General features: G+C 62.1%; 20 protein-coding genes and 3 rRNA genes. 18 read left to right on the top strand and 5 right to left on the bottom strand.

The window, feature by feature from the left end; translation table 11 throughout:
- Positions 1-7: 7 nt before the first annotated feature.
- From ACIGJC_RS26950 to flgA, 3 genes are all read right to left on the bottom strand, one after another.
- Complete coding sequence (locus ACIGJC_RS26950) at positions 8-469, bottom strand: flagella synthesis protein FlgN (RefSeq protein ID WP_483712525.1); 462 nt, start codon at positions 467-469, stop codon at positions 8-10.
- An 11-nt stretch (positions 470-480) separates the two neighbouring features.
- Positions 481-789, bottom strand: a complete 309-nt coding sequence (gene flgM / locus ACIGJC_RS26945) for a flagellar biosynthesis anti-sigma factor FlgM (protein ID WP_483712523.1) — start codon at positions 787-789, stop codon at positions 481-483.
- A 146-nt stretch (positions 790-935) separates the two neighbouring features.
- Entirely contained in the window at positions 936-1,685 is a 750-nt protein-coding gene (flgA, locus tag ACIGJC_RS26940) for a flagellar basal body P-ring formation chaperone FlgA (protein WP_483712522.1), read from the bottom strand.
- 239 nt (positions 1,686-1,924) lie between these two features.
- Here flgA and flgB point away from each other — a divergent pair, with 239 nt between their 5' ends.
- The 15 genes from flgB (at position 1,925) to rrf (ending at position 18,335) form a co-directional block, all read left to right on the top strand.
- Complete coding sequence (gene flgB / locus ACIGJC_RS26935; RefSeq protein ID WP_483712520.1) at positions 1,925-2,332, top strand: flagellar basal body rod protein FlgB; 408 nt, start codon at positions 1,925-1,927, stop codon at positions 2,330-2,332.
- Between the two features lie 15 nt (positions 2,333-2,347).
- Positions 2,348-2,755 carry a flagellar basal body rod protein FlgC gene (gene flgC / locus ACIGJC_RS26930; protein WP_483712518.1) on the top strand — a complete coding sequence of 136 codons (408 nt, stop codon included), beginning with the start codon at positions 2,348-2,350 and terminating at the stop codon, positions 2,753-2,755.
- A gap of 24 nt (positions 2,756-2,779) precedes the next feature.
- Complete coding sequence (flgD, locus tag ACIGJC_RS26925) at positions 2,780-3,460, top strand: flagellar hook assembly protein FlgD (protein ID WP_483712517.1); 681 nt, start codon at positions 2,780-2,782, stop codon at positions 3,458-3,460.
- Between the two features lie 67 nt (positions 3,461-3,527).
- Complete coding sequence (gene flgE, locus ACIGJC_RS26920; RefSeq protein WP_483712516.1) at positions 3,528-4,784, top strand: flagellar hook protein FlgE; 1,257 nt, start codon at positions 3,528-3,530, stop codon at positions 4,782-4,784.
- Positions 4,785-4,812: 28 nt separating this feature from the next.
- Positions 4,813-5,556 (top strand): flagellar basal-body rod protein FlgF, encoded by a 744-nt coding sequence (gene flgF / locus ACIGJC_RS26915; RefSeq protein ID WP_483712515.1) that lies wholly within the window; start codon positions 4,813-4,815, stop codon positions 5,554-5,556.
- A gap of 75 nt (positions 5,557-5,631) precedes the next feature.
- A complete protein-coding gene (flgG, locus tag ACIGJC_RS26910; RefSeq protein ID WP_483712513.1) occupies positions 5,632-6,417 on the top strand; it encodes a flagellar basal-body rod protein FlgG in 786 nt (261 codons plus the stop codon).
- A gap of 10 nt (positions 6,418-6,427) precedes the next feature.
- Positions 6,428-7,126 carry a flagellar basal body L-ring protein FlgH gene (flgH, locus tag ACIGJC_RS26905; RefSeq protein WP_483714404.1) on the top strand — a complete coding sequence of 233 codons (699 nt, stop codon included), beginning with the start codon at positions 6,428-6,430 and terminating at the stop codon, positions 7,124-7,126.
- Entirely contained in the window at positions 7,110-8,279 is a 1,170-nt protein-coding gene (locus ACIGJC_RS26900; protein WP_483712511.1) for a flagellar basal body P-ring protein FlgI, read from the top strand. The genes flgH and ACIGJC_RS26900 overlap by 17 nt, the downstream gene beginning before the upstream one ends.
- Entirely contained in the window at positions 8,279-9,325 is a 1,047-nt protein-coding gene (gene flgJ / locus ACIGJC_RS26895; protein WP_483712510.1) for a flagellar assembly peptidoglycan hydrolase FlgJ, read from the top strand. Before ACIGJC_RS26900 ends, flgJ begins: the two co-directional genes overlap by 1 nt.
- A gap of 131 nt (positions 9,326-9,456) precedes the next feature.
- Entirely contained in the window at positions 9,457-11,352 is a 1,896-nt protein-coding gene (gene flgK, locus ACIGJC_RS26890; protein WP_483712509.1) for a flagellar hook-associated protein FlgK, read from the top strand.
- A 35-nt stretch (positions 11,353-11,387) separates the two neighbouring features.
- Entirely contained in the window at positions 11,388-12,602 is a 1,215-nt protein-coding gene (gene flgL / locus ACIGJC_RS26885; RefSeq protein ID WP_483712507.1) for a flagellar hook-associated protein FlgL, read from the top strand.
- Between the two features lie 253 nt (positions 12,603-12,855).
- Entirely contained in the window at positions 12,856-13,071 is a 216-nt protein-coding gene (locus ACIGJC_RS26880) for a hypothetical protein (RefSeq protein ID WP_483712506.1), read from the top strand.
- 272 nt (positions 13,072-13,343) lie between these two features.
- Positions 13,344-14,875 (top strand): 16S ribosomal RNA (locus tag ACIGJC_RS26875).
- Positions 14,876-15,214: 339 nt separating this feature from the next.
- Positions 15,215-18,095, top strand: a 23S ribosomal RNA gene (locus tag ACIGJC_RS26870).
- 126 nt (positions 18,096-18,221) lie between these two features.
- Positions 18,222-18,335, top strand: a 5S ribosomal RNA gene (gene rrf, locus ACIGJC_RS26865).
- The 16S, 23S and 5S rRNA genes sit together here, the layout of an rRNA operon.
- A 62-nt stretch (positions 18,336-18,397) precedes the next feature.
- Here the strand turns inward: rrf and ACIGJC_RS26860 are convergent.
- Entirely contained in the window at positions 18,398-19,015 is a 618-nt protein-coding gene (locus tag ACIGJC_RS26860; protein WP_483712505.1) for a DsbA family protein, read from the bottom strand.
- 65 nt (positions 19,016-19,080) lie between these two features.
- Positions 19,081-19,809, bottom strand: a complete 729-nt coding sequence (locus ACIGJC_RS26855; protein ID WP_483712503.1) for an SDR family oxidoreductase — start codon at positions 19,807-19,809, stop codon at positions 19,081-19,083.
- A gap of 181 nt (positions 19,810-19,990) precedes the next feature.
- Between ACIGJC_RS26855 and ACIGJC_RS26850 the strand changes: the two genes are divergently transcribed.
- The 3 genes from ACIGJC_RS26850 (at position 19,991) to ACIGJC_RS26840 (ending at position 24,469) form a co-directional block, all read left to right on the top strand.
- Positions 19,991-21,556, top strand: a complete 1,566-nt coding sequence (locus tag ACIGJC_RS26850; RefSeq protein ID WP_483712502.1) for a class I adenylate-forming enzyme family protein — start codon at positions 19,991-19,993, stop codon at positions 21,554-21,556.
- 158 nt (positions 21,557-21,714) lie between these two features.
- On the top strand, positions 21,715-22,602 hold the full coding sequence (locus ACIGJC_RS26845) for an IclR family transcriptional regulator (RefSeq protein WP_483712501.1): 888 nt from the start codon (positions 21,715-21,717) through the stop codon (positions 22,600-22,602).
- Between the two features lie 145 nt (positions 22,603-22,747).
- Complete coding sequence (locus ACIGJC_RS26840) at positions 22,748-24,469, top strand: ribonucleoside triphosphate reductase (protein ID WP_483712500.1); 1,722 nt, start codon at positions 22,748-22,750, stop codon at positions 24,467-24,469.
- Positions 24,470-24,474: the final 5 nt, after the last annotated feature.

The following is a 24,474-nucleotide window of genomic DNA, read 5'->3' as shown; positions in this document are numbered from 1 at the left end:
GCCGCCTTCAGCCGCTGGCCAGGCTAACGCCGCCGACGCCGGCGGCGGCCTTGCCGTTCTTGCCGTACAGTCCGGAATCGCCGCCGCTGTGCTGGCGCAGCACGTTGATGGCTTCGCGCGTGTGGTCCAGGTGCGCGGAGACGATCGCGCCATTGATCTGGTTTTTGTCGCGTGCGCCGCGCGCGGCGAAAATGAGCTTGCGCCAGGCATCGCCCACGGCCGGCTCGATATTGCGGCCAAGCAACTGGCCCTGCGGACCGGCGCGCAGGCCGAGCGCGCCCATCTGGGCCTCGCGTGCGGCGACCTGGCGCGAAAGCGCCTGACCCAGCGCCACCTTGCGCGTGAGCAGCCCGCTCAGGGACTGGTAATCACCGTCCTTGAGGGCTTCGCGTTCTTCCGTGAGCAGTTGGCCGAACGCCGTCACGGCTTCGGCTTCTTTCTGCAGGCTCTGGATCAGGGGCTGGCTCATGGTGGCTGTTATCAGTGGACGTCGCCCTGGCCCAGTTCGCGCAACGTGGCAATCAGGCCATCGGCGATCTTGCCCGGGTCGATCTTGATCCGGCCCTCGGCAATAGCCTGGCGGATCTCTTCGACCTTGGCGGTGTCGATGTCGTCGTCGGATTCGTTGGCCAGGCGGCTACCGATTTCACGGACCTGCGCGGCCAAAGGGCTCACGCTCACGCCGCTCGCAGGGGCGGCGGGAGCACTCTGCGCGGGCTGCGGCCGCACAGGGCTGTCCGCAGCCGGGGCGTCGGCCGGCCTGGACGTAGGAGAATGGTTGATCTTCACGGGCGTTCCTTGCTGGGTTCCCTTGTCATTACGGACGCCGTGGCGAAATCTTTAGGAGATTGTCGCCCCGACGGCAGGGATTGGCACGCATTGTCGCACGCCGGCCAGCCCTGCATTCCAGTGCCCCATGATGCACTCTCAGTGGTTCATTGCAGCACGACGGTGTCGCCGCTGCGCACCAGGCCGCTGACGACCTGGCCGTTGCGCAGGCGGATCTGCACGGTATTGCCAATGGCCGCATCGGCCAGGACCTTGCCTTCGCTGCTGATCTGGAACGCGTCGCCTTCTACCGCGACGGTGACGGTCTGCCCGGACTTCACGGCAATCGACTTCTTCAGCAGGTCGCTGCGCATTGGCGAGCCCGCCGCGACGCGGTTCGCGGTGACGGCGCCCACGACCTGCGCCGGGTCGGTGATCACGGCCTTGGGCAGCGTGGACAGGTCGCCCTGGCGCACCTCCAGGTCGGCCGGCGTCACCGGCTCGCCGGGGCCGAGCGCGCGCGCGGCGACGTAGTAATCGGACAGGACCGACACGCGCGCCTGCATATAGCGGATCCAGGGCCGCTCGCCGCCGCAGCGCACGCCGACCGAGACGCGGCCCCAGGGGGAAGCGCCCGGCGGCAGGAACGGATCGGGCGACACGCACTCCGGCGCGCGGCCGCCTGACGGAGGCTGCACCTGGACGCTGGCCTTGCCCGGCAAGCCGGCCGTCTGGCGCAGCAGGAACTGCTCCACCGATGCGCGCACCGGGTCTTCCGGAAACGGATTAGGCGCCTGCGCGGCGACCGGAGCGGCTTGTGCCGGCGCGGCCATGGGTGTGCCGGCCATGGCTGACAGGACGCCTCCCGCCAGCAGGGCCAGCGCCTTCCGGGTGGCGGCGCGATCAACTTTCTTCATGTCTTCATCCCAGCAAGGACGATGTGGCAGCCACGGGAAAGATTCAGCCATCCCGCAGCCGCACGCAAGGAAACGGGTCCCATTGTAGGGAGGCGGTGCCAGGCAAGCCCTCCGAATTGCATGGATTTCCCGTCCTTATTCATCCGATTGGCGTGACAGGGGTGAACCTAAGATGCGATCCCTGAAGAAGGTCGCCCTTCGTCGTTTGCCTGAAGGTTGCTCCAAACGGAGATGCTTACATGATTGACAGACTCGACGCGGCATTTCGCTTCCAGCAGGAAGCGCTGAGCCTGCGGACCCAGCGGCAGTCGGTGATTGCCTCCAACATCGCGCACGCGGATACCCCGGGCTACAAGGCCCGCGATTTCGATTTCTCGAACACGCTGGCGCAGACCATCGAGCGCGGCCACCGTCCCGAAGGCGTGTCGCTGTCGACCACGTCCGTGCGTCACTTGCCGGCGCAGGCGCCGACCCGCGACGACGCCGACCTGGCCTACCGCATTCCGCTGCAGTCGAGCGTCGACGGCAACACGGTCGAAATGGATACCGAGCGTGTGGCGTTCGCCGACAACTCGGTGCACTTCGAGTCCAACCTGACTGTGGTCAGTTCCAAGATCAAGACCATGCTGGCTGCGATCCAGCAGTAAGCGCCGGAGAGACGCATGCCAGCAATGAATATCTTCGACGTCGCGGGCTCGGCCATGGCGGCGCAGTCGCAGCGCATGAACGTGACCGCGTCCAACCTGGCCAATGCCGATAGCGTGGTCAGCCCCGACGGGCAGGCCTACCGCGCCAAGCAGGTCATCTTCGGCATGGCACCCACGCCCGGCCAGAGCGACGTGGGCGGCGTACAGGTGCAGGGCGTGATGGAAGACCCGTCTCCGCCGCGCCTGGTGCACAACCCCACGCACCCCATGGCCAATGCCGAGGGCTACGTGGTGATGCCCAACGTCAACCCGGTGGAGGAGATGGTCAACATGATCTCGGCCTCGCGTTCCTACCAGGCGAACGTAGAGGTGCTGAACAGCGCCAAGAACATGATGCTCAAGACGCTGACCATCGGCCAGTAACGACAACGGAATTTTCGACGCGACATGACTACTACCTCCTCGGTCAACGGCACCGGCAGCACCAGCAGCACTTCGGGCATCAACGACGCCCTCAAGAGCGGCAGCGCAAGCGCGGCGGACCTGCAGAACAACTTCCTCACGATGCTCGTGACGCAGATGAACAACCAGGATCCGCTCAATCCGATGGACAACTCGCAGCTCACCTCGCAGCTGGCGCAGATTTCCACCGTGAGCAGCATGCAGACCATGAACACGACGCTGAACCAGTTGCTGGGCCAGGTCAGCGCCAGCCGCGCGATGGATTCCGCGTCGCTGATCGGCCGCACGGTGATGGTGCCGGGTTCCCACGTATCGGTCGCGGACGGCGTGGCCGGCAAGCTCGGCGTCGACCTGCCTTCCACCGCCGACGCCGTGACCGTCAACGTGCTCGACAAGGACGGCAACGTGGTGCGCACCATCGACATGAAGGGCCAGACCGCCGGCGTGCACGACGTTGCCTGGGACGGCAAGAACGACGCCGGCACTGCTGTGGCCGACGGCGACTACACCTTCAAGGTCAATGCCACGGCCAACGGCGCCTCGGTGCAGCCGGTCGCGCTGATCTACGGCAAGGTCCAGAGCATCAGCGGCGATTCGACCGGCGTACTGGTGGATGTCGGCAACGGCCAGACCGCGGGCGTGGATGACGTCCGTCGCATTCTCTAATCCTCGGCGGCCCGCGCAGGATGCGCGGCCAGCGTAACGACACTTAGCTTGATAAAGGATCTACACCATGGGTTTCGGTCAAGGGGTAAGCGGCCTTAACGCCGCCGCATCCAATCTGGACGTGATTGGCAACAACATCGCCAACGCCAACACGGTCGGCTACAAGCAGTCCGCCGCGCAATTCGCCGACGTCTACGCCGGTACCAAGATCGGCCTGGGCACGCGCGTGAATTCGGTGGTGCAGTCGTTCAACCAGGGCAATATCGAGGCCACGGGTCGTTCACTGGACGTGGCGATCACGAGCGGCAGCGGTTTCTTCCGCCTTAGCAACCCCGACGGCTCGATCTACTATTCGCGCAACGGCCAGTTCCAGCGCCAGGACGACGGACGCCTGACCAATATGCAGGGCCTGCAGGTCACCGGCTACCCGGCTGGCGTGACGCCGGGCGGCGGCGTGCAGCCGCAGCCGATCGTCATCAGCAACGCGCAGATGGCAGCGCGTGCCACCACCAGCATTGCCGCGCAGTTCCACCTGAAGTCGGACAACGTCACGCCGCCGACCACGGCGTTCGCGACGACGCCGGCCACGGGCACCACGCCGGCCGTGATGCCGACCAGCGACATGTTCAACTACAGCACCGCGATCAACGTCTATGACTCGCTGGGCAACAAGCAGCAGGTGATGGCGTACTTCGCCATGCAGGACCGCACCGCCACGCCGCCCGCCAATGCCGGCGGCACCGACTGGAAGATGTACATGACCGACATGAACGGCAATGTCCTCAGCGGCTCGCCGGTCACCCTGTCGTTCACCGACTCCGGTGCCCTGACGTCTCCGGCCGCCGGCGCAACCAGCATCGTCATTCCGGCTGCGAACGGTGCCCAGCAACTGTCGATGGCGCTGAACCTGACCGGCACGACGCAATCGAGCGGCGATTTCGAGGTGTCGAAGCTGAGCCAGAACGGCTACACCTCGGGCAGCCTGCTGGGCTACTCGGTCAATTCGGACGGCTCCATCACCGGCAGCTATTCGAATGAACAGACCCAGTCGCTGGGCACGATCGCGCTGGCCGCCTTTGGCAACGTGGAAGGCCTCAAGCCCGAGGGCGACAACGTCTGGTCGGCCACCGGCGCGTCCGGCCAGGCCCTGCTGGGTACCGCGGGGGGCAGCCTGGGCACGCTGCGCTCCAACGCCGTGGAAGCCTCCAACGTGGATCTCTCTGGCCAGCTGGTCAACCTGATCGTCGCACAGCGCAACTACCAGGCCAATGCGCAGACCATCAAGGCGCAGGACACGATCATGCAGACCCTGGTCAACCTGTAACACCAACTGCCCGAGCTGAAACGCTGCCATGGACCGCATGATCTACACCGCCCTGTCGGGCGCCAAGCAGATTCTCGACCAGCAAGCCGCTGTGTCGAACAATCTGGCCAACGTCTCGACGCCGGCATTCCGCGCGCAGATCAATATGTACCGCGCGGTGCCGGTGGTGGGGCAGGAGTCGCCTACGCGCGCCTTCACGCTGACCTCGACGCCGGGCGCCGACATGCGCGCCGGCCCGCTGACCTACACCGGCCGGGCGCTCGACGTTGCCCTGCAGGGCAACGGCTGGCTGGCGGTGCAGGCGCGCGATGGCAGCGAAGCCTATACCCGCGCGGGTTCGCTGCAGGTCGCGCAGGACGGGCAGGTGCAGACCAGCAACGGCCTGCCGGTGATGGGCGACGGCGGCCCGCTGTCGGTGCCGCCGGGTTCGCAGGTCACCATCGGCAGCGACGGCACCATCACCGCGCGGGGTCCGGGCGAGGCTTCCGCCGGCCTGGCCCAAGTCGGCAAGCTGCGTGTGGTGAACCCGCCGGCAGACGCGATTGCGCGCGGCGATGACGGCTTGTTCCGCCTGCGCCCCGGCGCGCAACCGCTGGAGGCCGATCCGACCGTGCGCGTGGTGTCGGGCGCGCTGGAAGGCAGCAACGTCAATCCGACCGAAGCCATGGTCGACATGATCGCTAACGCGCGCCGCTTCGAGATGCAGATGAAGATGATCACCGGCGCAGACACGAACGACCAGCGCGCCAACCAGCTGCTCTCTACCAACTGAAGCGGCCGCGCCGCCAACCCGTGAACACATGACTCGCCGCCGCCAGCGGCGCGACGCAGGACACCAAGGAACCACATGATCCGCTCTCTCTGGATTGCCAAGACCGGCCTCGATGCGCAGCAGACGCAGATGGACGTGATCTCGAACAACCTCGCCAACGTCTCCACCAACGGCTTCAAGCGTGGTCGCGCGGTGTTCGAAGACCTGATGTACCAGAACATCCGCCAGCCCGGCGCGCTGTCGTCGGACCAGACCACGCTGCCTTCGGGCCTGCAGCTGGGCACCGGCGTGCGTCCGGTGGCCACGGAACGCATCCACACCCAGGGCAATCCGCAGCAGACCGGCAATGCGAAGGACGTGGCCATCATCGGCCAGGGCTTCTTCCAGGTGGCGATGCCCGATGGCACCACGGCCTACACGCGCGACGGCTCGTTCCAGGTCGACCAGAACGGACAGATGGTGACGTCCAGCGGCTTCGTGATCCAGCCGGCCATTACCGTGCCGGCCAACGCCACGTCGATGACCATTGCCCGCGACGGCACGGTCTCGGTGACCCAGCCCGGATCGAGCAACAACGTGCAGGTCGGCCAGCTCCAGCTCGCCACCTTCATGAATCCGACCGGCCTGGAAAGCATGGGCGAGAACCTGTACGTGCAGACCGATGCCTCGGGCGCGCCCAACACCACCGTGCCGGGCCTGAACGGCGCGGGCGTGCTGCAGCAGAACTACGTGGAAGCCTCCAACGTCAACGTCGTGGAAGAGCTGGTCAGCATGATCCAGACCCAGCGCGCCTACGAGATCAACAGCAAGGCGGTGCAGACATCGGACCAGATGCTGCAGCGCCTGACCCAGATGAGCTGACGGAGCGATGATGGCCAACATGCTTTCCCGCCTGGGCGCGCGCGTTCTGTATTGCGTGGCCGGCCTGGCATTGCTGGCCAGCGGCGGCTGCGCGCTGATGCCGCGCGAGCCGCTTGTACAGTTGCCGACCACCGCGCGCGCCGAACCGCGTCCCATGGGGCCGGCAACCGGTTCGATCTTTGCCTCCTCTTACGCCGGCAATCCGCTGTTCGAGGACCGCCGTCCGCGCAACGTCGGTGACATCCTGACGATCGTCATTACCGAGAACGTCAACGCCACGAAGAACTCGGGCACCAATGCCAGCCGTACCGGCAACACCTCGCTGGCCTTCGACGCCGTGCCCAAGGCACTGGCAGGCCTGTTCAGCAGCAGTTCGAACGCCAGCATCAATGGCGCCAACGGGCTGAAGGCCAGCGGTGGCGCCAGCGCGGCCAACACTTTCAACGGCACCATCACCGTGACCGTGCTGGAGGTGCTGGCGAACGGCAACCTGGTGGTGTCAGGCGAAAAGCAACTGGCCATCAACCAGGGTGCGGAATTCATCCGCTTCTCGGGGGTGGTCAATCCCCGCACCATCACCGGCGACAACGGTGTGCTCTCCACCCAGGTGGCCGATGCCCGCATCGAGTACACCGCCAAGGGCTACATCGACGAAGCACAGAACATGGGCTGGCTGCAGCGCTTCTTCCTCAATGTCTCTCCGTTCTGATCCGTCCATGTCCGCTCCGATGCTTGCCCGTTTCCTGTCGAGCCTGCTCAAGGCCAGTATCACGGCGCTGACCGTGGTGGTGGCGTTCGGCTTTGCCGCCAACTTCGCCCACGCGGAGCGCCTGAAGAACCTGGCGACGTTCCAGGGCGTGCGCGACAACCCGCTGGTGGGCTACGGCCTGGTGGTCGGCCTGGACAATACCGGCGACCAGACCATGCAGACGCCGTTCACCACGCAGAGCCTGACCAACATGCTCTCGCAGCTCGGCATCACGTTGCCGGCGGGCAAGAACATGCAGCTCAAGAACGTGGCCGCGGTGATGGTGACAGCCACGCTGCCGGCGTTTGCGCAGCCGGGCAGCCAGCTCGACATCGTGGTGTCATCGATGGGCAATGCCAAGAGCCTGCGCGGCGGTACGTTGCTGATGACGCCGCTCAAGGGCGCGGACGGACAGGTCTACGCGATTGCGCAGGGCAATATGCTGGTCGGCGGTGCCGGGGCCTCGGCCAACGGCAGCAAGGTACAGGTCAACCAGCTGGCGGTGGGCCGCATTGCCAATGGCGCCATTGTCGAGCGCGCGGTCGCGGCGTTCCAGCCTGACGGCGGCATCATCAACCTGGAACTGAAGGACACGGATTTCGGCACGGCCGAGCGCGTGGTGGAGGCCATCAACCGCTCGATGGGCGGTGGCGTGGCCGCCGCGCTGGACGGGCGTGTCGTACAGGTGCGCGCACCGGCGTCGCCCGCGGCACGCGTAGGCTTCCTGGCCCGCATCGAGAGCATCGACGTCACGCCGGCGAAGGCCGCGGCCAAGGTGATCCTGAACGCCCGCACGGGTTCCATCGTGATGAACCAGGCTGTGACCGTGGATGACTGCGCTGTGGCGCACGGCAATCTTTCGGTGGTGATCAATACGCAGCCGGTCATCAGCCAACCTGCACCGTTCAGCGGTGGGCAGACCGTAGTCGCGCCGGTGTCGCAGATCGACATGAAGCAGCAGGGCGGATCGCTGCAGATCGTGAAGGCGGGTGCTTCGCTGGCAGCCGTGGTAAAGGGCCTGAACGCGCTGGGCGCGACCCCCGCGGACCTGCAGACCATCCTGGAAGCCATGCGTGCCGCCGGAGCGCTGCGCGCCGAGCTGGAGATCATCTGATGGACAGCGGCATTTCCGCGCAGGCGAATCTGTCGCAGCGCTTCGCGCTGGACACGCAGGGCTTCGAGGGGCTCAAGCAGAGCGCGCGCAATAGTTCCGACCCGGGCACGCTGCGTGCCGCGGCCAGGCAGTTCGAGGCCGTGTTCACGCAGATGGTCCTCAAGAGCATGCGCGACGCCACGCCGCAGGACGGTGTGTTCGACAGCGAGCAAGGCAAGCTCTACATGTCGATGCTCGACCAGCAGCTCGCGCAGCAGATGTCGTCACGCGGCATCGGCCTGGCGGAAGTGATGGTGCGTCAACTGGCGCGGGCTACCGGCGCGCAGGATCCTCAGGGCATGATCGGCGCTACCTCCGCGCCAGGTGCCAAGGGCACCGCCGCGGCCGACGCCGAGATGGCGCAACTGCTGGACAGCCGCGGCGCCAGCGCAGCCGCCGCATCCGATGGCGATGTGCCTGCGATCGGCACCGTGGTGCCGGGCACGAGCTGGAACCCGATGGCGGGCCTGCGTCAATACCGCTCGCAGGACTATGACGGGCCGGGCCAGGGGCAGGGAGAAAGCAGCCTCGGGCCGTTGCCCGACGATGCGCCGGCTCACGTCACGGCCTTTGTTTCGCGCATGTCCGGCCCGGCGGAGGCGGCATCGCGCGCAAGCGGCGTGCCGGCAAGGCTGATCGTCGGACAGGCCGCGCTGGAATCCGGCTGGGGCCGGCGCGAGATCGCGCACCCCGACGGCAGCACGACCTTCAACGTGTTTGGCATCAAGGCCGGGGCAAACTGGAAGGGCCGCGTGGCCGAAGTCACGACGACCGAGTATGTCGACGGCCAGCCGCAGAAGGTGCGCGCGCGCTTCCGCGCCTATGGCTCGTATGACGAGGCCTGCGCCGACTACGCGCGCCTGCTGACCAACAATCCGCGCTACTCGGCGGTGGTGTCGGCAGGCTCGGCCGACGAAGCGGCGCATGGGCTGCAGCGGGCGGGATACGCCACGGACCCGGCCTACGGGCACAAGCTTGTGCAGATCATGAAGAAGGTGTCGGCGTAGGCACTCGCCTAGCCTACCCTGGCATCCGGATGGCCCTAAAGACTGCCACCCCGATTGCCGATAACTAGCACATTCCCTGCCTCCGCGCCGATGTGCCGGAGGCAACCAACAGCATCCGGGGTCAGCGCGACATGTCTCTCTTCAACATTGGTCTTTCCGGTCTGAACACTGCGCAAAACGCGCTGACGACGACCGGCCACAACTTTGCCAACGCGGCCACCGATGGCTACACGCGGCAGAACACCATCGTGGCATCGTCCGGCGGCCAGTACACCAGCCAGGGATTCTTCGGCCAGGGTTCGAATACCACCACGGTGATGCGCGTCTATGACGAGTTCCTGACCGGCCAGTTGCGTGGCGCCCAGTCGACCAGTTCGTCGCTGTCGACTTACTCCGACCAGATCAGCCAGATCGACAACCTTCTGGCCGACCAGAAGGGCGGCCTGGCACCGTTGATGCAGAAGTACTTCGCCGCCGTGCAGGCCGTGGCCGATACCCCCGCGGACCCGGCGGCACGCCAGGGCATGCTGTCGGCCGGCCAGGCACTGGTGGGCCAGATGCGTTCGGCCAGCAATTACTTCGATCAGCTGCAATCCGGCGTCAACACGCAGGTCGGCACCGCCGTCGACCAGATCAATGCCTATACCAAGCAGATCGCCACCATCAACGGAGAGATCACCAAGCTGAAGGCGGCCTCCGGCGGCCAGCCGCCCAACGACCTGCTGGATCAGCGCGACCAGGCCGTGGCCGAGCTGACCAAGCTGGTCGGCGCCAAGGTCGTGGTCCAGGACGGTGGCACCTACAACGTGTTCGTGGGCAATGGCCAGCCGCTGGTGATGGGGACGGATTCCTACGATCTGAAGGCAGTTGCCTCGGCGGCCGATCCGAACCGGACGGTGGTGGGCTACACCCTGCCCAACGGCGCGGTATATGAAAGCGAACCGGGTTCCATCAATGGTGGATCGCTGGGCGGGCTGCTGCAGTTCCGCACCGAGACGCTGGACTCGGCACAGAACGCTATCGGCCGGCTGTCGCTGGCGATCGGCCAGTCCTTCAATGACCAGCACAAGCTGGGCATGGACCTGAACGGCAATGTCGGCACCGACATGTTCAAGCTCGGCACGGCGACGACGCTGCCCAACGCCAACAACACTGGCAGCGCCCAGGCGCAGGCCAGCATTACCGACGCCTCGGCATTGACGACGAGCGACTACACGCTGAAGTTCGACGGGACCAACTACACGGTCACGCGCCTGTCGGACAAGCAGGTCACGACGACGACGACCATGCCGGTCACCGTGGATGGCTTCACCGTGCAGATGACCGGTACCATGGCCGCGAATGATTCGTTCGTGATCCAGCCGACCCGGCATGCGGCGGCGGGATTCGACATGGTGATTACCGATCCGGCCAAGATCGCGGCGGCATCGCCCGCGCGCGCCGATGCCGCGAGTACCAATCTTGGCACGGGTACAGCCACGCTCGGCAACGTTGCCCAGGGCTTCACGCCGCTGACGACCCCGATCACCGCTATCTACAACGGTACCGGCTACGACTTCAAGGATTCCACCGGCACTCTGCTGTCGCCCCAGCCCGCCGGCGTGCCCAACGGTGCCAACACAGACTACAAGATCGGCGGCCTGACTTTCAGCTTTGGCGGCGCCCCAAGGGCCGGCGATACGTTCACGCTGGCTTCCAATACCGGCGCGGTGAAGAACAACGGCAACGCACTGGCGCTGGCGAAGCTGCAGAACGCCAAGACCATCGGCGGCGTGTCGAGCTTCAACGACGCCTATGCCGAGCTCGTCAACGACGTCGGCACGCGCGCGAAGTCCGTGCAGATCGCGTCCACGTCGCAGGACAGCATCACGGCTCAGATCCGCACGGCACAGCAGTCGGTGTCGGGCGTCAACATGGATGAAGAAACGGTTTCCATGCTCAAGTTCCAGCAGCTCTACCAGGCCAACGCCCGCGTGATCCAGACGGCCAGCACGCTGTTCGACACCATCATCGGCATTGGCCGGTAAGCGGACCAGATCAAGAATTCGAGAAGGAACAGACTATGCGCGTCGCAAGCTCCACGCTTTACCAGCAAGGCCTGGCCTCGATGAACATGCAGCAGTCGTCGCTGCTGCACATCCAGCAGCAGCTCGGCACTGGCCGCAAGGTACTCACGCCCTCCGACGATCCGGTTGCCGCCACGCGCGCGCTGACTATTTCGCAGGCCAGCGCGGTCAACGGCCAGTACGCCACCTCGCGCACGCAGGCCAATATCGCGCTGGGCACGGAAGAAAACACGCTTTCCACCGTGACCACGGTCACGCAGAACATCCAGACGCTGCTGGTGCAGGCCGGCAACGGTACGATGAGCGACGTGGACCGCGCCTCGCTGGCCACGGCACTCCAGGGCCAGTATGACCAGCTGCTCGGCCTGGCCAATGCCGACGACGGCAATGGCCAGTACCTGTTCGGCGGTACGAACTCCGGCTCCGCGCCGTTCGTGCAAGGTGGCGCTGGCGTCCAGTACGTCGGCAATACCGAGCAGCAGCAGTTCCAGGTGGACGTGTCTCGCCAGATGCCGGCCGGCAGCAATGGCCGCGAAGTCTTCCAGAGCGTGCAAAGCTCGGCCGGCTACGTGCTCCAGGGCAATAGCGCGAACACCGGCACCGCCACCTATGGCCAGGTATCCACGACCGACCCGACCAATCCGCTATACGGCACTGCGCTCACGTTGTCGTTCGACGATAGCAGTGGCAGGATGCAGTACACCATCAAGGATCCTTCCGGGGCCGCGGTGGCTGGCACGCCGATGAATTACACCGACCCCGGTCAGATTTCCGCGGCTGGCATTACCTTCACGGTCAAGGGCACGCCCAAGAATGGCGACACCATTTCCATGGACCCGGCCAGCCAGGGCAGCACCGACATGTTCGCCAACTTGAAGTCGGTGATCGACGCCCTGCGCAAGCCCACGACGACCGACGCAGACTCGGCCAACCTGTCGAACACCCTCGCCACCGGCCTCCGCCAGTTCTCGAACTCGCTGGACAATGTGCTGACCGTTCGCGCTTCGGTGGGTTCGCGCATGCAGGAGCTGGATGCGCTGAACACCATCGGCACCAACCGGGGCCAGTCGTACTCGGACACGTTGTCCAGCGTTCAGGACCTGGATTACGCTGCGGCAATTACCGAGTACTATCAGCGCCAGACTGCGCTGCAAGGTGCGCAGCAATCGTTTATGCAAATTCAGAGTATGAATTTGTTTAAATATTTGTAAGGTCCGGGTTCCCGTTGGTCCATCGCCGTGCCGTGCGGCGATGGACCAACTCCTCGGACGCAAGCTCGATCGAGCAATTGGGAGTGTCGACCGCAATGGTGTCGCCATACTCCTCTCAGGCAATCGCGCCGCCCATCGCCGTTTCCGGCGAGACACACAGCAACATCATCTAACGCTCGCGGCCCGCCCCAAGACGTGGGCGCTGACCCCCATCGCATGAGAGAACGATGGCTGGCCACACCGGGAGTGGCGTTTGCGACTCATTGCAGGTATTCCCGGTGTGGCCAGCCTTCAGGTGCTTAACGGGGCGCATGAAGTTTTCTTTCATCAAGACTTGCAACTTGGCCTTGGCCGCATTACTATTCGCTCCCCGCTCGTAGAGCACCGCGCAGCGGGCAGGGATTTTCTGGCAGAAACTCAAATGAGTACGCCGTCCAGAATAAAGAATTTTTCGGAAGTGGTTGCATAATCGCTGAAAGTTCTTTATAGTCTCGCTTCTTCGCTGCTGACGCAAACGCAGCGACGCAAAACGGCAAAGCCGGTTGCGCAGTTCTTTAACAATCAAACAACCGATAAGTGTGGGCGCTTGATAGCGGATGCGAAAGACTTCGGTCTTTTAGCTTAAAAGTTATCAGTGCTCGCACAGCAAAATGTGACTGGATTTTCGGATCTGGTCAGTCAGTTTTCTGAGAGTGAGCGACCGCTCGAAAGAGCGAGGACCTTCGGGTCCACACAGAGATTGAACTGAAGAGTTTGATCCTGGCTCAGATTGAACGCTGGCGGCATGCCTTACACATGCAAGTCGAACGGCAGCACGGGCTTCGGCCTGGTGGCGAGTGGCGAACGGGTGAGTAATACATCGGAACGTGCCCTGTCGTGGGGGATAACTAGTCGAAAGATTAGCTAATACCGCATACGACCTGAGGGTGAAAGCGGGGGACCGCAAGGCCTCGCGCGATAGGAGCGGCCGATGTCTGATTAGCTAGTTGGTGGGGTAAAGGCCTACCAAGGCGACGATCAGTAGCTGGTCTGAGAGGACGATCAGCCACACTGGGACTGAGACACGGCCCAGACTCCTACGGGAGGCAGCAGTGGGGAATTTTGGACAATGGGGGCAACCCTGATCCAGCAATGCCGCGTGTGTGAAGAAGGCCTTCGGGTTGTAAAGCACTTTTGTCCGGAAAGAAAACCTCTGCCCTAATACGGCGGGGGGATGACGGTACCGGAAGAATAAGCACCGGCTAACTACGTGCCAGCAGCCGCGGTAATACGTAGGGTGCGAGCGTTAATCGGAATTACTGGGCGTAAAGCGTGCGCAGGCGGTTTGATAAGACAGGCGTGAAATCCCCGAGCTTAACTTGGGAATGGCGCTTGTGACTGTCAGGCTAGAGTATGTCAGAGGGGGGTAGAATTCCACGTGTAGCAGTGAAATGCGTAGAGATGTGGAGGAATACCGATGGCGAAGGCAGCCCCCTGGGACGTCACTGACGCTCATGCACGAAAGCGTGGGGAGCAAACAGGATTAGATACCCTGGTAGTCCACGCCCTAAACGATGTCAACTAGTTGTTGGGGATTCATTTCTTCAGTAACGTAGCTAACGCGTGAAGTTGACCGCCTGGGGAGTACGGTCGCAAGATTAAAACTCAAAGGAATTGACGGGGACCCGCACAAGCGGTGGATGATGTGGATTAATTCGATGCAACGCGAAAAACCTTACCTACCCTTGACATGCCACTAACGAAGCAGAGATGCATTAGGTGCCCGAAAGGGAAAGTGGACACAGGTGCTGCATGGCTGTCGTCAGCTCGTGTCGTGAGATGTTGGGTTAAGTCCCGCAACGAGCGCAACCCTTGTCTCTAGTTGCTACGAAAGGGCACTCTAGAGAGACTGCCGGTGACAAACCGGAGGAAGGTGGGGATGACGTCAAGTCCTCATGGCCCTTATGGGTAGGGCTTCACACGTCATACAATGGTGCGTACAGAGGGTTGCCAACCCGCGAGGGGGAGCTAATCCCAGAAAACGCATCGTAGTCCGGATCGTAGTCTGCAACTCGACTACGTGAAGCTGGAATCGCTAGTAATCGCGGATCAGCATGCCGCGGTGAATACGTTCCCGGGTCTTGTACACACCGCCCGTCACACCATGGGAGTGGGTTTTGCCAGAAGTAGTTAGCCTAACCGCAAGGAGGGCGATTACCACGGCAGGGTTCATGACTGGGGTGAAGTCGTAACAAGGTAGCCGTATCGGAAGGTGCGGCTGGATCACCTCCTTTCCAGAGCGTGCATCCAACGTCGAGCGTTCACACTTATCGGTCTGTTTGTTGTTTCAGCCTGGGCTGAAGCCAAATGCAAGCGCTTAAATCCAAGCGCTTGCATTTGGCATTTGCCAAGCGATCGCGGGTCTGCCCTGCGAATCGGCTGTTCTTTAACAATATGGGATGTAGTAAAGGTGTCGCGCGAGCGTTGATGAGACGCTGCAGTAACCAACGCGATACCGGGTTGTGATTGTATCAACCAAAATGTATTTAAGTGATCGAAAGATGACTTGGAATACGGCACAAATGCGAGAACTCACCTGTAGCGACTGTCTCACTGAGACACACTCGTTATAGGGTCAAGCGAACAAGTGCATGTGGTGGATGCCTTGGCGATCACAGGCGATGAAGGACGCGGTAGCCTGCGAAAAGCTTCGGGGAGCTGGCAAACAAGCTTTGATCCGGAGATGTCCGAATGGGGAAACCCGGCCCGAATGGGTCATCCCTGGCTGAATACATAGGCCAGGGAAGCGAACGCGGCGAACTGAAACATCTAAGTAGCTGCAGGAACAGAAATCAACCGAGATTCCCAGAGTAGTGGCGAACGAAATGGGAAGAGCCTTGTACTCTTTAGCAGTGTTGTTAGCAGAACGGGATGGAAAGCCCGGCCATAGCAGGTGATAGCCCTGTATGCGAAAACAGCGTTGTGGAACTAGGTGTACGACAAGTAGGGCGGGACACGTGAAATCCTGTCTGAAGATGGGGGGACCATCCTCCAAGGCTAAATACTCGTGATCGACCGATAGTGAACCAGTACCGTGAGGGAAAGGCGAAAAGAACCCCGGGAGGGGAGTGAAATAGATCCTGAAACCGCATGCATACAAACAGTCGGAGCCTGGAAACGGGTGACGGCGTACCTTTTGTATAATGGGTCAGCGACTTACATTCAGTGGCAAGCTTAACCGATTAGGGCAGGCGTAGCGAAAGCGAGTCCGAACAGGGCGTTCAGTCGCTGGGTGTAGACCCGAAACCAGATGATCTATCCATGGCCAGGTTGAAGGTGCGGTAACACGTACTGGAGGACCGAACCCACTAACGTTGAAAAGTTAGGGGATGAGCTGTGGATAGGGGTGAAAGGCTAAACAAATCTGGAAATAGCTGGTTCTCTCCGAAAACTATTTAGGTAGTGCCTCGTGTCTCACCTTCGGGGGTAGAGCACTGTCATGGTTGGGGGGTCTATTGCTGATTACCCCGCCATAGCAAACTCCGAATACCGAAGAGTGCAATCACGGGAGACAGACATCGGGTGCTAACGTCCGGTGTCAAGAGGGAAACAACCCAGACCGCCAGCTAAGGTCCCCAAATATAGCTAAGTGGGAAACGAAGTGGGAAGGCTAAAACAGTCAGGAGGTTGGCTTAGAAGCAGCCACCCTTTAAAGAAAGCGTAATAGCTCACTGATCGAGTCGTCCTGCGCGGAAGATGTAACGGGGCTAAGCTATATACCGAAGCTGCGGACGCACAGCAATGTGCGTGGTAGGAGAGCGTTCCGTAAGCCTGTGAAGGTGTCTTGTAAAGGATGCTGGAGGTATCGGAAGTGCGAATGCTGACATGAGTAGCGATAAAGGGGGTGAAAGGCCCCCTCGCCGTAAGCCCAAGGTTTCCTACGCAACGTTCATCGGCGTAGGGTGAGTCGGCCCCTAAGGCGAGGCAGAGATGCGTAGCTGATGGGAAGCAGGTTAATATTCCTGCACCGTCGTATGATGCGATGGGGGGACGGATCGCGGAAGGTTGTCCGGGTGTTGGAAGTCCCGGTCCCTGTAGTGGAGAAGGCGCTTAGGCAAATCCGGGCGCGTAATTCAAGGCTATGGGGCGAGCGGCCTAGTGCTGCGAAGCAATTGGAAGTGGTTCCAAGAAAAGCCTCTAAGCTTCAGTCATACGAGACCGTACCGCAAACCGACACAGGTGGGCGAGATGAGTATTCTAAGGCGCTTGAGAGAACTCGGGAGAAGGAACTCGGCAAATTGGTACCGTAACTTCGGGATAAGGTACGCCCTGGTAGCTTGACTGGCCTGCGCCAGAAGGGTGAAGGGGTTGCAATAAAATGGTGGCTGCGACTGTTTAATAAAAACACAGCACTCTGCAAACACGAAAGTGGACGTATAGGGTGTGACGCCTGCCCGGTGCCGGAAGATTAAATGATGGGGTGCAAGCTCTTGATTGAAGTCCCGGTAAACGGCGGCCGTAACTATAACGGTCCTAAGGTAGCGAAATTCCTTGTCGGGTAAGTTCCGACCTGCACGAATGGCGTAACGATGGCCACACTGTCTCCTCCCGAGACTCAGCGAAGTTGAAGTGTTTGTGATGATGCAATCTCCCCGCGGCTAGACGGAAAGACCCCATGAACCTTTACTGTAGCTTTGCATTGGACTTTGAACCGATCTGTGTAGGATAGGTGGGAGGCTTTGAAGCGTGGACGCTAGTCTACGTGGAGCCGTCCTTGAAATACCACCCTGGTTTGTTTGAGGTTCTAACCTTGGCCCGTGAATCCGGGTCGGGGACAGTGCATGGTAGGCAGTTTGACTGGGGCGGTCTCCTCCCAAAGTGTAACGGAGGAGTTCGAAGGTACGCTTGGTACGGTCGGACATCGTACCTAAAGTGCAATGGCAAAAGCGTGCTTAACTGCGAGACCGACAAGTCGAGCAGGTGCGAAAGCAGGACATAGTGATCCGGTGGTTCTGAATGGAAGGGCCATCGCTCAACGGATAAAAGGTACTCTGGGGATAACAGGCTGATACCGCCCAAGAGTTCATATCGACGGCGGTGTTTGGCACCTCGATGTCGGCTCATCTCATCCTGGGGCTGTAGCCGGTCCCAAGGGTATGGCTGTTCGCCATTTAAAGAGGTACGTGAGCTGGGTTTAAAACGTCGTGAGACAGTTTGGTCCCTATCTGCCGTGGGCGTTGGAATCTTGACGGGGGCTGCTCCTAGTACGAGAGGACCGGAGTGGACGTACCGCTGGTGTACCTGTTGTCTCGCCAGAGGCATCGCAGGGTAGCTATGTACGGAAGAGATAACCGCTGAAAGCATCTAAGCGGGAAACTCGCCTGAAGATGAGGATTCCCTGGCGGCTTGACCGCCTTGAAGGGTCGTTCGAGACCAGGACGTTGATAGGCTGGGTGTGGAAGCGCAGTAATGCGTTAAGCTAACCAGTACTAATTGCCCGTAAGGCTTGATCCTATAACCAGTGTGTTTTAGCCTGGTGAGAGAATCGCCTGTGCCGTGCGTTGACAAGCACAACCCAAGACTACAGAACTACATCCCGAATTGGTGAGGTTGACCGCGTCAGCCTCACAACCCCTTATGCCTGGTGACCATAGCGAGTTGGAACCACCCCTTCCCATCCCGAACAGGTCCGTGAAACGACTCCGCGCCGATGATAGTGCGGATTACCCGTGTGAAAGTAGGTCATCGCCAGGCTCTTACAACGCAAAACCCCTCGACAGCATGTGCTGCGAGGGGTTTTTGCTTTGGCGGCTTCGCTATGCTGACCGGATGCGCTCGATTTCTTCTTCGACGTCGTGCAGGCGGTCCTTGCCAAAATAGATCTCGTCATTGACGAAGAAGGTCGGCGAGCCGAAGGCGCCACGCTCGAATGACGCCTGGGTGTTCTTCAGCAGCATCTCCTTGATTTCCGGGTCGTTCATCCGTTCAAGCAGGCGTTCGGCATCCAGGCCAGCCTCGCGCAGCACGGCCGCGATCGTCGCAGGATCGTCCATCTTCTTTTCCTGTTCCCACATTGCCGAAAACACGACCTCGACATAGCGCTCGAAGCAGCCCTCGATCCGGGCCGCGACCGCGCAACGCATGATTTGCAGGGTGTTGACGGGAAAGTGGGGGTTGAACCGGTACGCAGTAAGTCCGTGCTTCTCGACAAAGCGCCTGATTTCCAGTTGACCGTATTCCGGCTTGTTCTTGATGCCCGCAAAGGCTTCGCCTGGCGAGCGGTTGCCCGTCAGCCGGAACAGGCCTCCCAGAAGGACCGGTACATACTCGAACTTCACGCCGGTGCGCTGCTCGATGGACGGGATGACTTTGTGCGAGAGGTACGAATTGGGGCTGCCAAAATCGAAGTGGAACTGCACGACGGGCGTACTCATTTGCTGTCTCTCCAGTGTGGTTCAATGCCTTCAGGTGCTGTTCTTCTTGTCGTGGACTAGCGGCATTACCAGGCCTCGATCCAGGGACGCAGGTCGAGTTCGTGGGTCCACGCATCGCGCGGTTGCTGGTGCAGCATCCAGTAGGCGTCGGCGATGTGCTCGGGATTGAGAATGCCGTCGCGCTCCTTCAGCGCGTAGCGCTCGGGGAACGTCTCGCGAATGAACTCCGTATCGATGGCGCCATCGATGATGGGATGCGCCACGTGAATGCCCTGCGGGCCAAGTTCCTTCGCCATGGATTGCGCCAGCGCACGCAGTCCGTGCTTCGCCCCCGCAAAGGCGGAGAAGCCTGCCCGGCCGCGCAGGCTGGCCGTCGCGCCGGTGAAGAAGATGGAGCCGCGGCCGCGGGGGGCCATCACCCTTGCCGTCTCGCGCCCCATCAGGAAGCCGGCAAAGCACGCCATTTCCCACACCTTGTAGTAGACGCGCGCGGTCGTTTCCAGAACGTCGAAGCGGACATTGGCGCCGATATTGAAGACCGCAATCTCGATCGGCGCGATGTTCGTCTCGATGTTCCGGACCAGCGCCGTCATTTCCTCTTCCTTGCGCGCGTCCGAGCCGAAAGCATGTGCGACGCCGCCTTCCGCTTCGATCTGGGCCACCAGGGGCGCGAGCTTGTCGGCATTACGCCTTGTGACGCATGCGATATATCCCTCGCGCGCAAAGCGGCGGGCAATGGCGCCACCCGTGGCATCGCCTGCGCCGACAACGAGGATGGCTTTCTTGTCACTCATGGTGTCTCCTTGTAGAAAGAGTTGCGGAACAAGAAACTGCATTGCAGTCCAGTATGGGTATCGCATCCGCAATAGTCAACGGAGAAACGTTGCATGATTGCTGAAATTGTCATCTTGCGGACTGCATATCGGGCCTATAGACTGCATAGCGGTTCGACAAGCCAATATGGGAGACATGACTATGAGCGAGCACCATGGCGCCCCGGGCGCCGCATTTCGACGCATTCACGAGGTGATCGATCCCTGGGTCGAGCGTCAGCCCCAAGCACTGGCGCTAGTGGACAAGCGTGTGCGCCTGACCTATGCGGAACTTGCCGCGACGGTACATGCGGCAGCCACGCGCTTGCGCGAACTGGGGGTGCAGCCAGGCGACCGCGTCATGATGGTGGCAGAGAATTGCGCGGCCCTGGCGGTGCTGGTGCTGGCGGCCAGCCGCTGCGACGCGTGGGCCGTGGTGGTCAATGCACGGCTGTCGCCGCGTGAAATCGACCACTTCATTGACCATTCGGGCGCCCGGCGCGTGTTCTACGCCGTCGACGTCTCGCAGGAGTGCGCCATTCATGCCGACCGTGCCGGCGCAGTCAGGCAGGCCTGGCCGCTGTTAGGCGAGCTTGCCGTCGGGCCATGCAACGATGGCGCGCGCAGCGAATCCGTCAGTGCCGACCCGGCGCAGCAGGTCGCGGCGATGATCTACACCTCGGGAACTTCCGGCCATCCGAAGGGCGTGATGCTGACGCACGCGAACCTGCTCCATATGGCAACGCTGTCGCGGCAGATGCGGCATCTGGGTCCTGCCGACGGCGTGTACGGCGTATTGCCGATGGCACACGTGGTCGGGCTGTCGTCGCAGCTGGTGGGATCGCTCTCGTGCGGATGCGTGCTGCATCTGGAGGAGCGCTTTTCGCCGGAGGCCCTGGTGGGTGCCTTGCGCGAAGGACACCTCACTGTCCTGATCGGCGTTCCGGCGATGTATGCACGATTGCTCGAATGGCTCGGCCGGACCGGTACCGCGCTGGGCGACCATCGTTTGCGCATCATCGGCACGGCTGGCTCGCCGCTGACTCTCGAACTGAAAGCGGCGGTGGAACGGGCGTTCGGGATGCCGCTGCAGAACGGCTATGGCCTGACGGAGATGTCTCCCACGATTGCCCAGACCCGGCTTGAAGCGCCGCGCCGGGATTGCTCTGTCGGGCCGGCTGTCCCCGGTGTCGAGGTCCGGATCGTCGACACCGGGGGCAACGATGTCGAGCCCGGTTGCGCGGGCGAGCTGTGGGTGCGTGGTCCCAATATGATGAAGGGCTACTACCGCGATGCCGCGCAGACGCGTGCGGCCATCAACGATGAAGGCTGGCTCAATACCGGCGACATGGCCAGGCAGGATGACGATGGCGCGCTGTTCATCGTCGGCAGAACGAAGGAGCTGATCATCCGTTCCGGATTCAATGTCTATCCGGTCGAAGTCGAGCAGGTCCTGAACAGCCATCCCGCCATCGTGCAGTCGGCCGTGGTCGGGCGCCAGGTCGAAGGGAACGAGGAGGTGGTCGCGTTCGTCGAGCTTGCCGATGGCGTGTCCGTGGCGCGCGACGAACTGGACGCCTACCTGCGCGAACGCCTGTCACCTTACAAGCTGCCGACGGAGATACGGGCGATGGTCCGGCTTCCGGCCGCACCCACCGGAAAGCTGCTCAAGGGTGAATTGAAGACGCTGGCCGCAAGCACGGCGGATGCACGCCAGACCCTTCTATAGCCGCCCTGTATTTCGACGCGAGGGCCGGGCATGACGAGGCCGGCATCTGTGCTAACTTCTTTCAGTTCGGAAGGCATCGCGGGGAGACGGCACAAGGCGCAGCCGCGCCTCGATGCCAGTCCGCAAGCGTGCGCGGAAATCGCGCAAGGAAAATCAGTATGGCAACAGAATCGAAGCAAGGGGAGTTGAGCCGCGCGTTGGGCACGGACGTCAACGACGCCGAGGAAGAGGCCCGGGGCGACGAGAGTCAGGACCGGCATTTCGTCACGGCGCTGGCGCGGGGCCTCGAGGTGCTCAGCTGCTTTCGCAGCGGCGACAGCTTCCTTGCCAACCATGAGATTGCCATGCGCTGCGGGCTGCCGAAATCGACTGTCACCCGGCTCACCTATACCCTGACGAAGCTGGGCTATCTGCATCTCGTTCCGGACAGCGGAAAGTACCGGCTCGGCACGGCCACGGCAGCGCTGGGCAGTTCCATGCTGCTCAATCTCGACGTGCGGCAGGTGGCAAGGCCATACCTGAAGTCGTTGGCAGCCGAAACCGGGGCGGTCGTGGCGCTGACGACGCGAGACCGGCTCTCGATGCTGTATCTCGAATGCTGCCGCAGTACGTCGATCGTCACCCTCAGCCTTGATGTCGGTTCTCGCATTCCACTGGGAACCAGCGCGTCGGGGATGGCTTTGCTGGCAGCGCTGCCCGCCAGCGAGAGAGCCGACCTCATGGAGCGCATCCGTGACCTGGACGAGGGCAACTGGCCGCACACCGAGCGCGGCATCCTGAAGGCGATCGAGGAATTTCGCGCTACCGGATGCGTGACCTCGGCAGGCAACTGGATCAAGGAGGTCCATGGTATCGCCACGCCGCTATGGCCGGGCAGGGGGCTGCCCTTGATGACAATCAGTGTGGCCGGGGCCGCGGGCTATTTTCCCGTGGCACGCCTGCACGAGGAGATTCGCCCGAAGCTTCTGGATTCCGTAAGGGAAATCGAGCGGAATCTCGGTCAGCGCCCGGAAGCGCCGGCGCCGGAAAGACTGCCGATGCCCTAGCGCTCCGCGGCCCGATCCAGTCCGCGCCTGAAAGATCAGCGGTTGCTTTCCGATCGCAGGAAACCCCTCCGTTTGATCTTTGGCAAACCTATATATAGTGGCTGGTAAATAATGCTGCCCCATATCTAGTGTTTTTGGGGGCACGATGGGACCGAATTTTCACAGGACGCTCGTGGACGTGGAATCGTCCGTCAACGAGTACCTGAACCGCGAGGACTGGCGCGTCAACGCCAATGCGAACCAGGGCTACTCGCTGGGCGGGCTGATTCTCAACGTTGCGGGCAAGGTCACCGCGAACTACTGGCTCTCGCATGTCTATGCGCCGGAAGCCGGGACGGCCCATCGCGAGGGCGACCTTCACATCCACGATCTCGACATGTTGTCCGGCTACTGCGCCGGCTGGTCGCTGCGCACGCTGCTGCATGAAGGGTTGAACGGCGTGCCCGGCAAAGTGGAAGCCGCACCGCCGCTGCACATGTCGAGCGCGGTCGGCCAGATCGTGAACTTCCTTGGCACCATGCAGAACGAGTGGGCCGGGGCGCAGGCGTTCTCGTCGTTCGATACCTATATGGCCCCCTTCGTGCGCAAGGACAGCATGTCCTACGCCGAGGTCCGGCAACACATGCAGGAACTGATCTACAACCTCAACGTGCCGTCGCGCTGGGGCACGCAGACTCCGTTCACCAACCTCACATTCGACTGGACCTGCCCCGAAGACCTGCGGGAACAGGTGCCTGTGATCGGCGGCGAGGCGATGCCATTCCGCTATGGCGACCTGCAGGCCGAGATGGACGTGATCAATCGCGCTTATATCGAAGTCATGACCGAAGGCGATGCCCTTGGCCGCGTCTTCACCTTTCCGATTCCCACCTACAACATCACGCCGGACTTCCCCTGGGAGAGCGAGAATGCCGCGCGGCTGTTCGACATGACGGCCAAGTACGGATTGCCGTATTTCCAGAACTTCGTGAACTCCGAGCTCAAGCCGAACATGGTGCGGTCCATGTGCTGCCGGCTCCAGCTCGATCTGCGCGAACTGCTCAAGCGCGGCAACGGCCTGTTCGGCAGCGCGGAGCAGACTGGCTCGCTGGGCGTGGTCACGATCAACTGCGCCCGGCTGGGCTATCTGAATGCAGGCGACGAAGCCGGCCTGTTGCAGCGGCTCGATAACCTGCTCGATCTCGGCCGCGATTCGCTCGAAGCCAAGCGAGAACTGATCCAGAAGCTGATGGACCAGGGCTTGTTCCCTTACACCCGGCGTTACCTCGGCACGCTGCGCAATCACTTCTCGACGCTTGGGGTGAACGGCCTCAACGAGATGATCCGCAACTTCACCGACGATACCCACGACATCACCACGGAATGGGGATGCGGCTTCGCGCTGCGCGTGCTCGACCATGTGCGCGCGCGCATTGTCGAATACCAGGAAGCGACCGGCCACATGTATAACCTTGAGGCCACGCCGGCCGAGGGCACCACCTATCGCTTCGCGCGGGAGGACCGCAAACGCTGGCCCGGCATTCTGCAGGCCGGTACGGCGGAGCAGCCGTACTACACCAATTCCTCGCAGCTGCCCGCGGGCTTCACCGATGATCCCTTCGAAGCCCTGGCGCAGCAGGAAGCGCTGCAAGCCAAATACACCGGCGGAACGGTGCTGCATCTCTACATGGGCGAGCGCCTGTCCAGCGGCGAGGCGTGCAAGCGCCTCGTACGCCGGGCGCTGGAAAATTTCCGCCTGCCGTACATCACGGTCACGCCCACGTTTTCGATCTGCCCGACGCATGGCTACCTGGCCGGCGAGCACATCTATTGCCCGAAGTGCGACGAGGATGTTCTCGCCCGCAAACGCCTGCAGCAAGCCGCATGAATTTC

It is taken from the genome of Cupriavidus sp. C3SS-1 (assembly GCF_057073755.1).
Note: the sequence above shows the minus strand (reverse complement) of the source record. Positions and strands in the feature narration are given on the sequence as shown.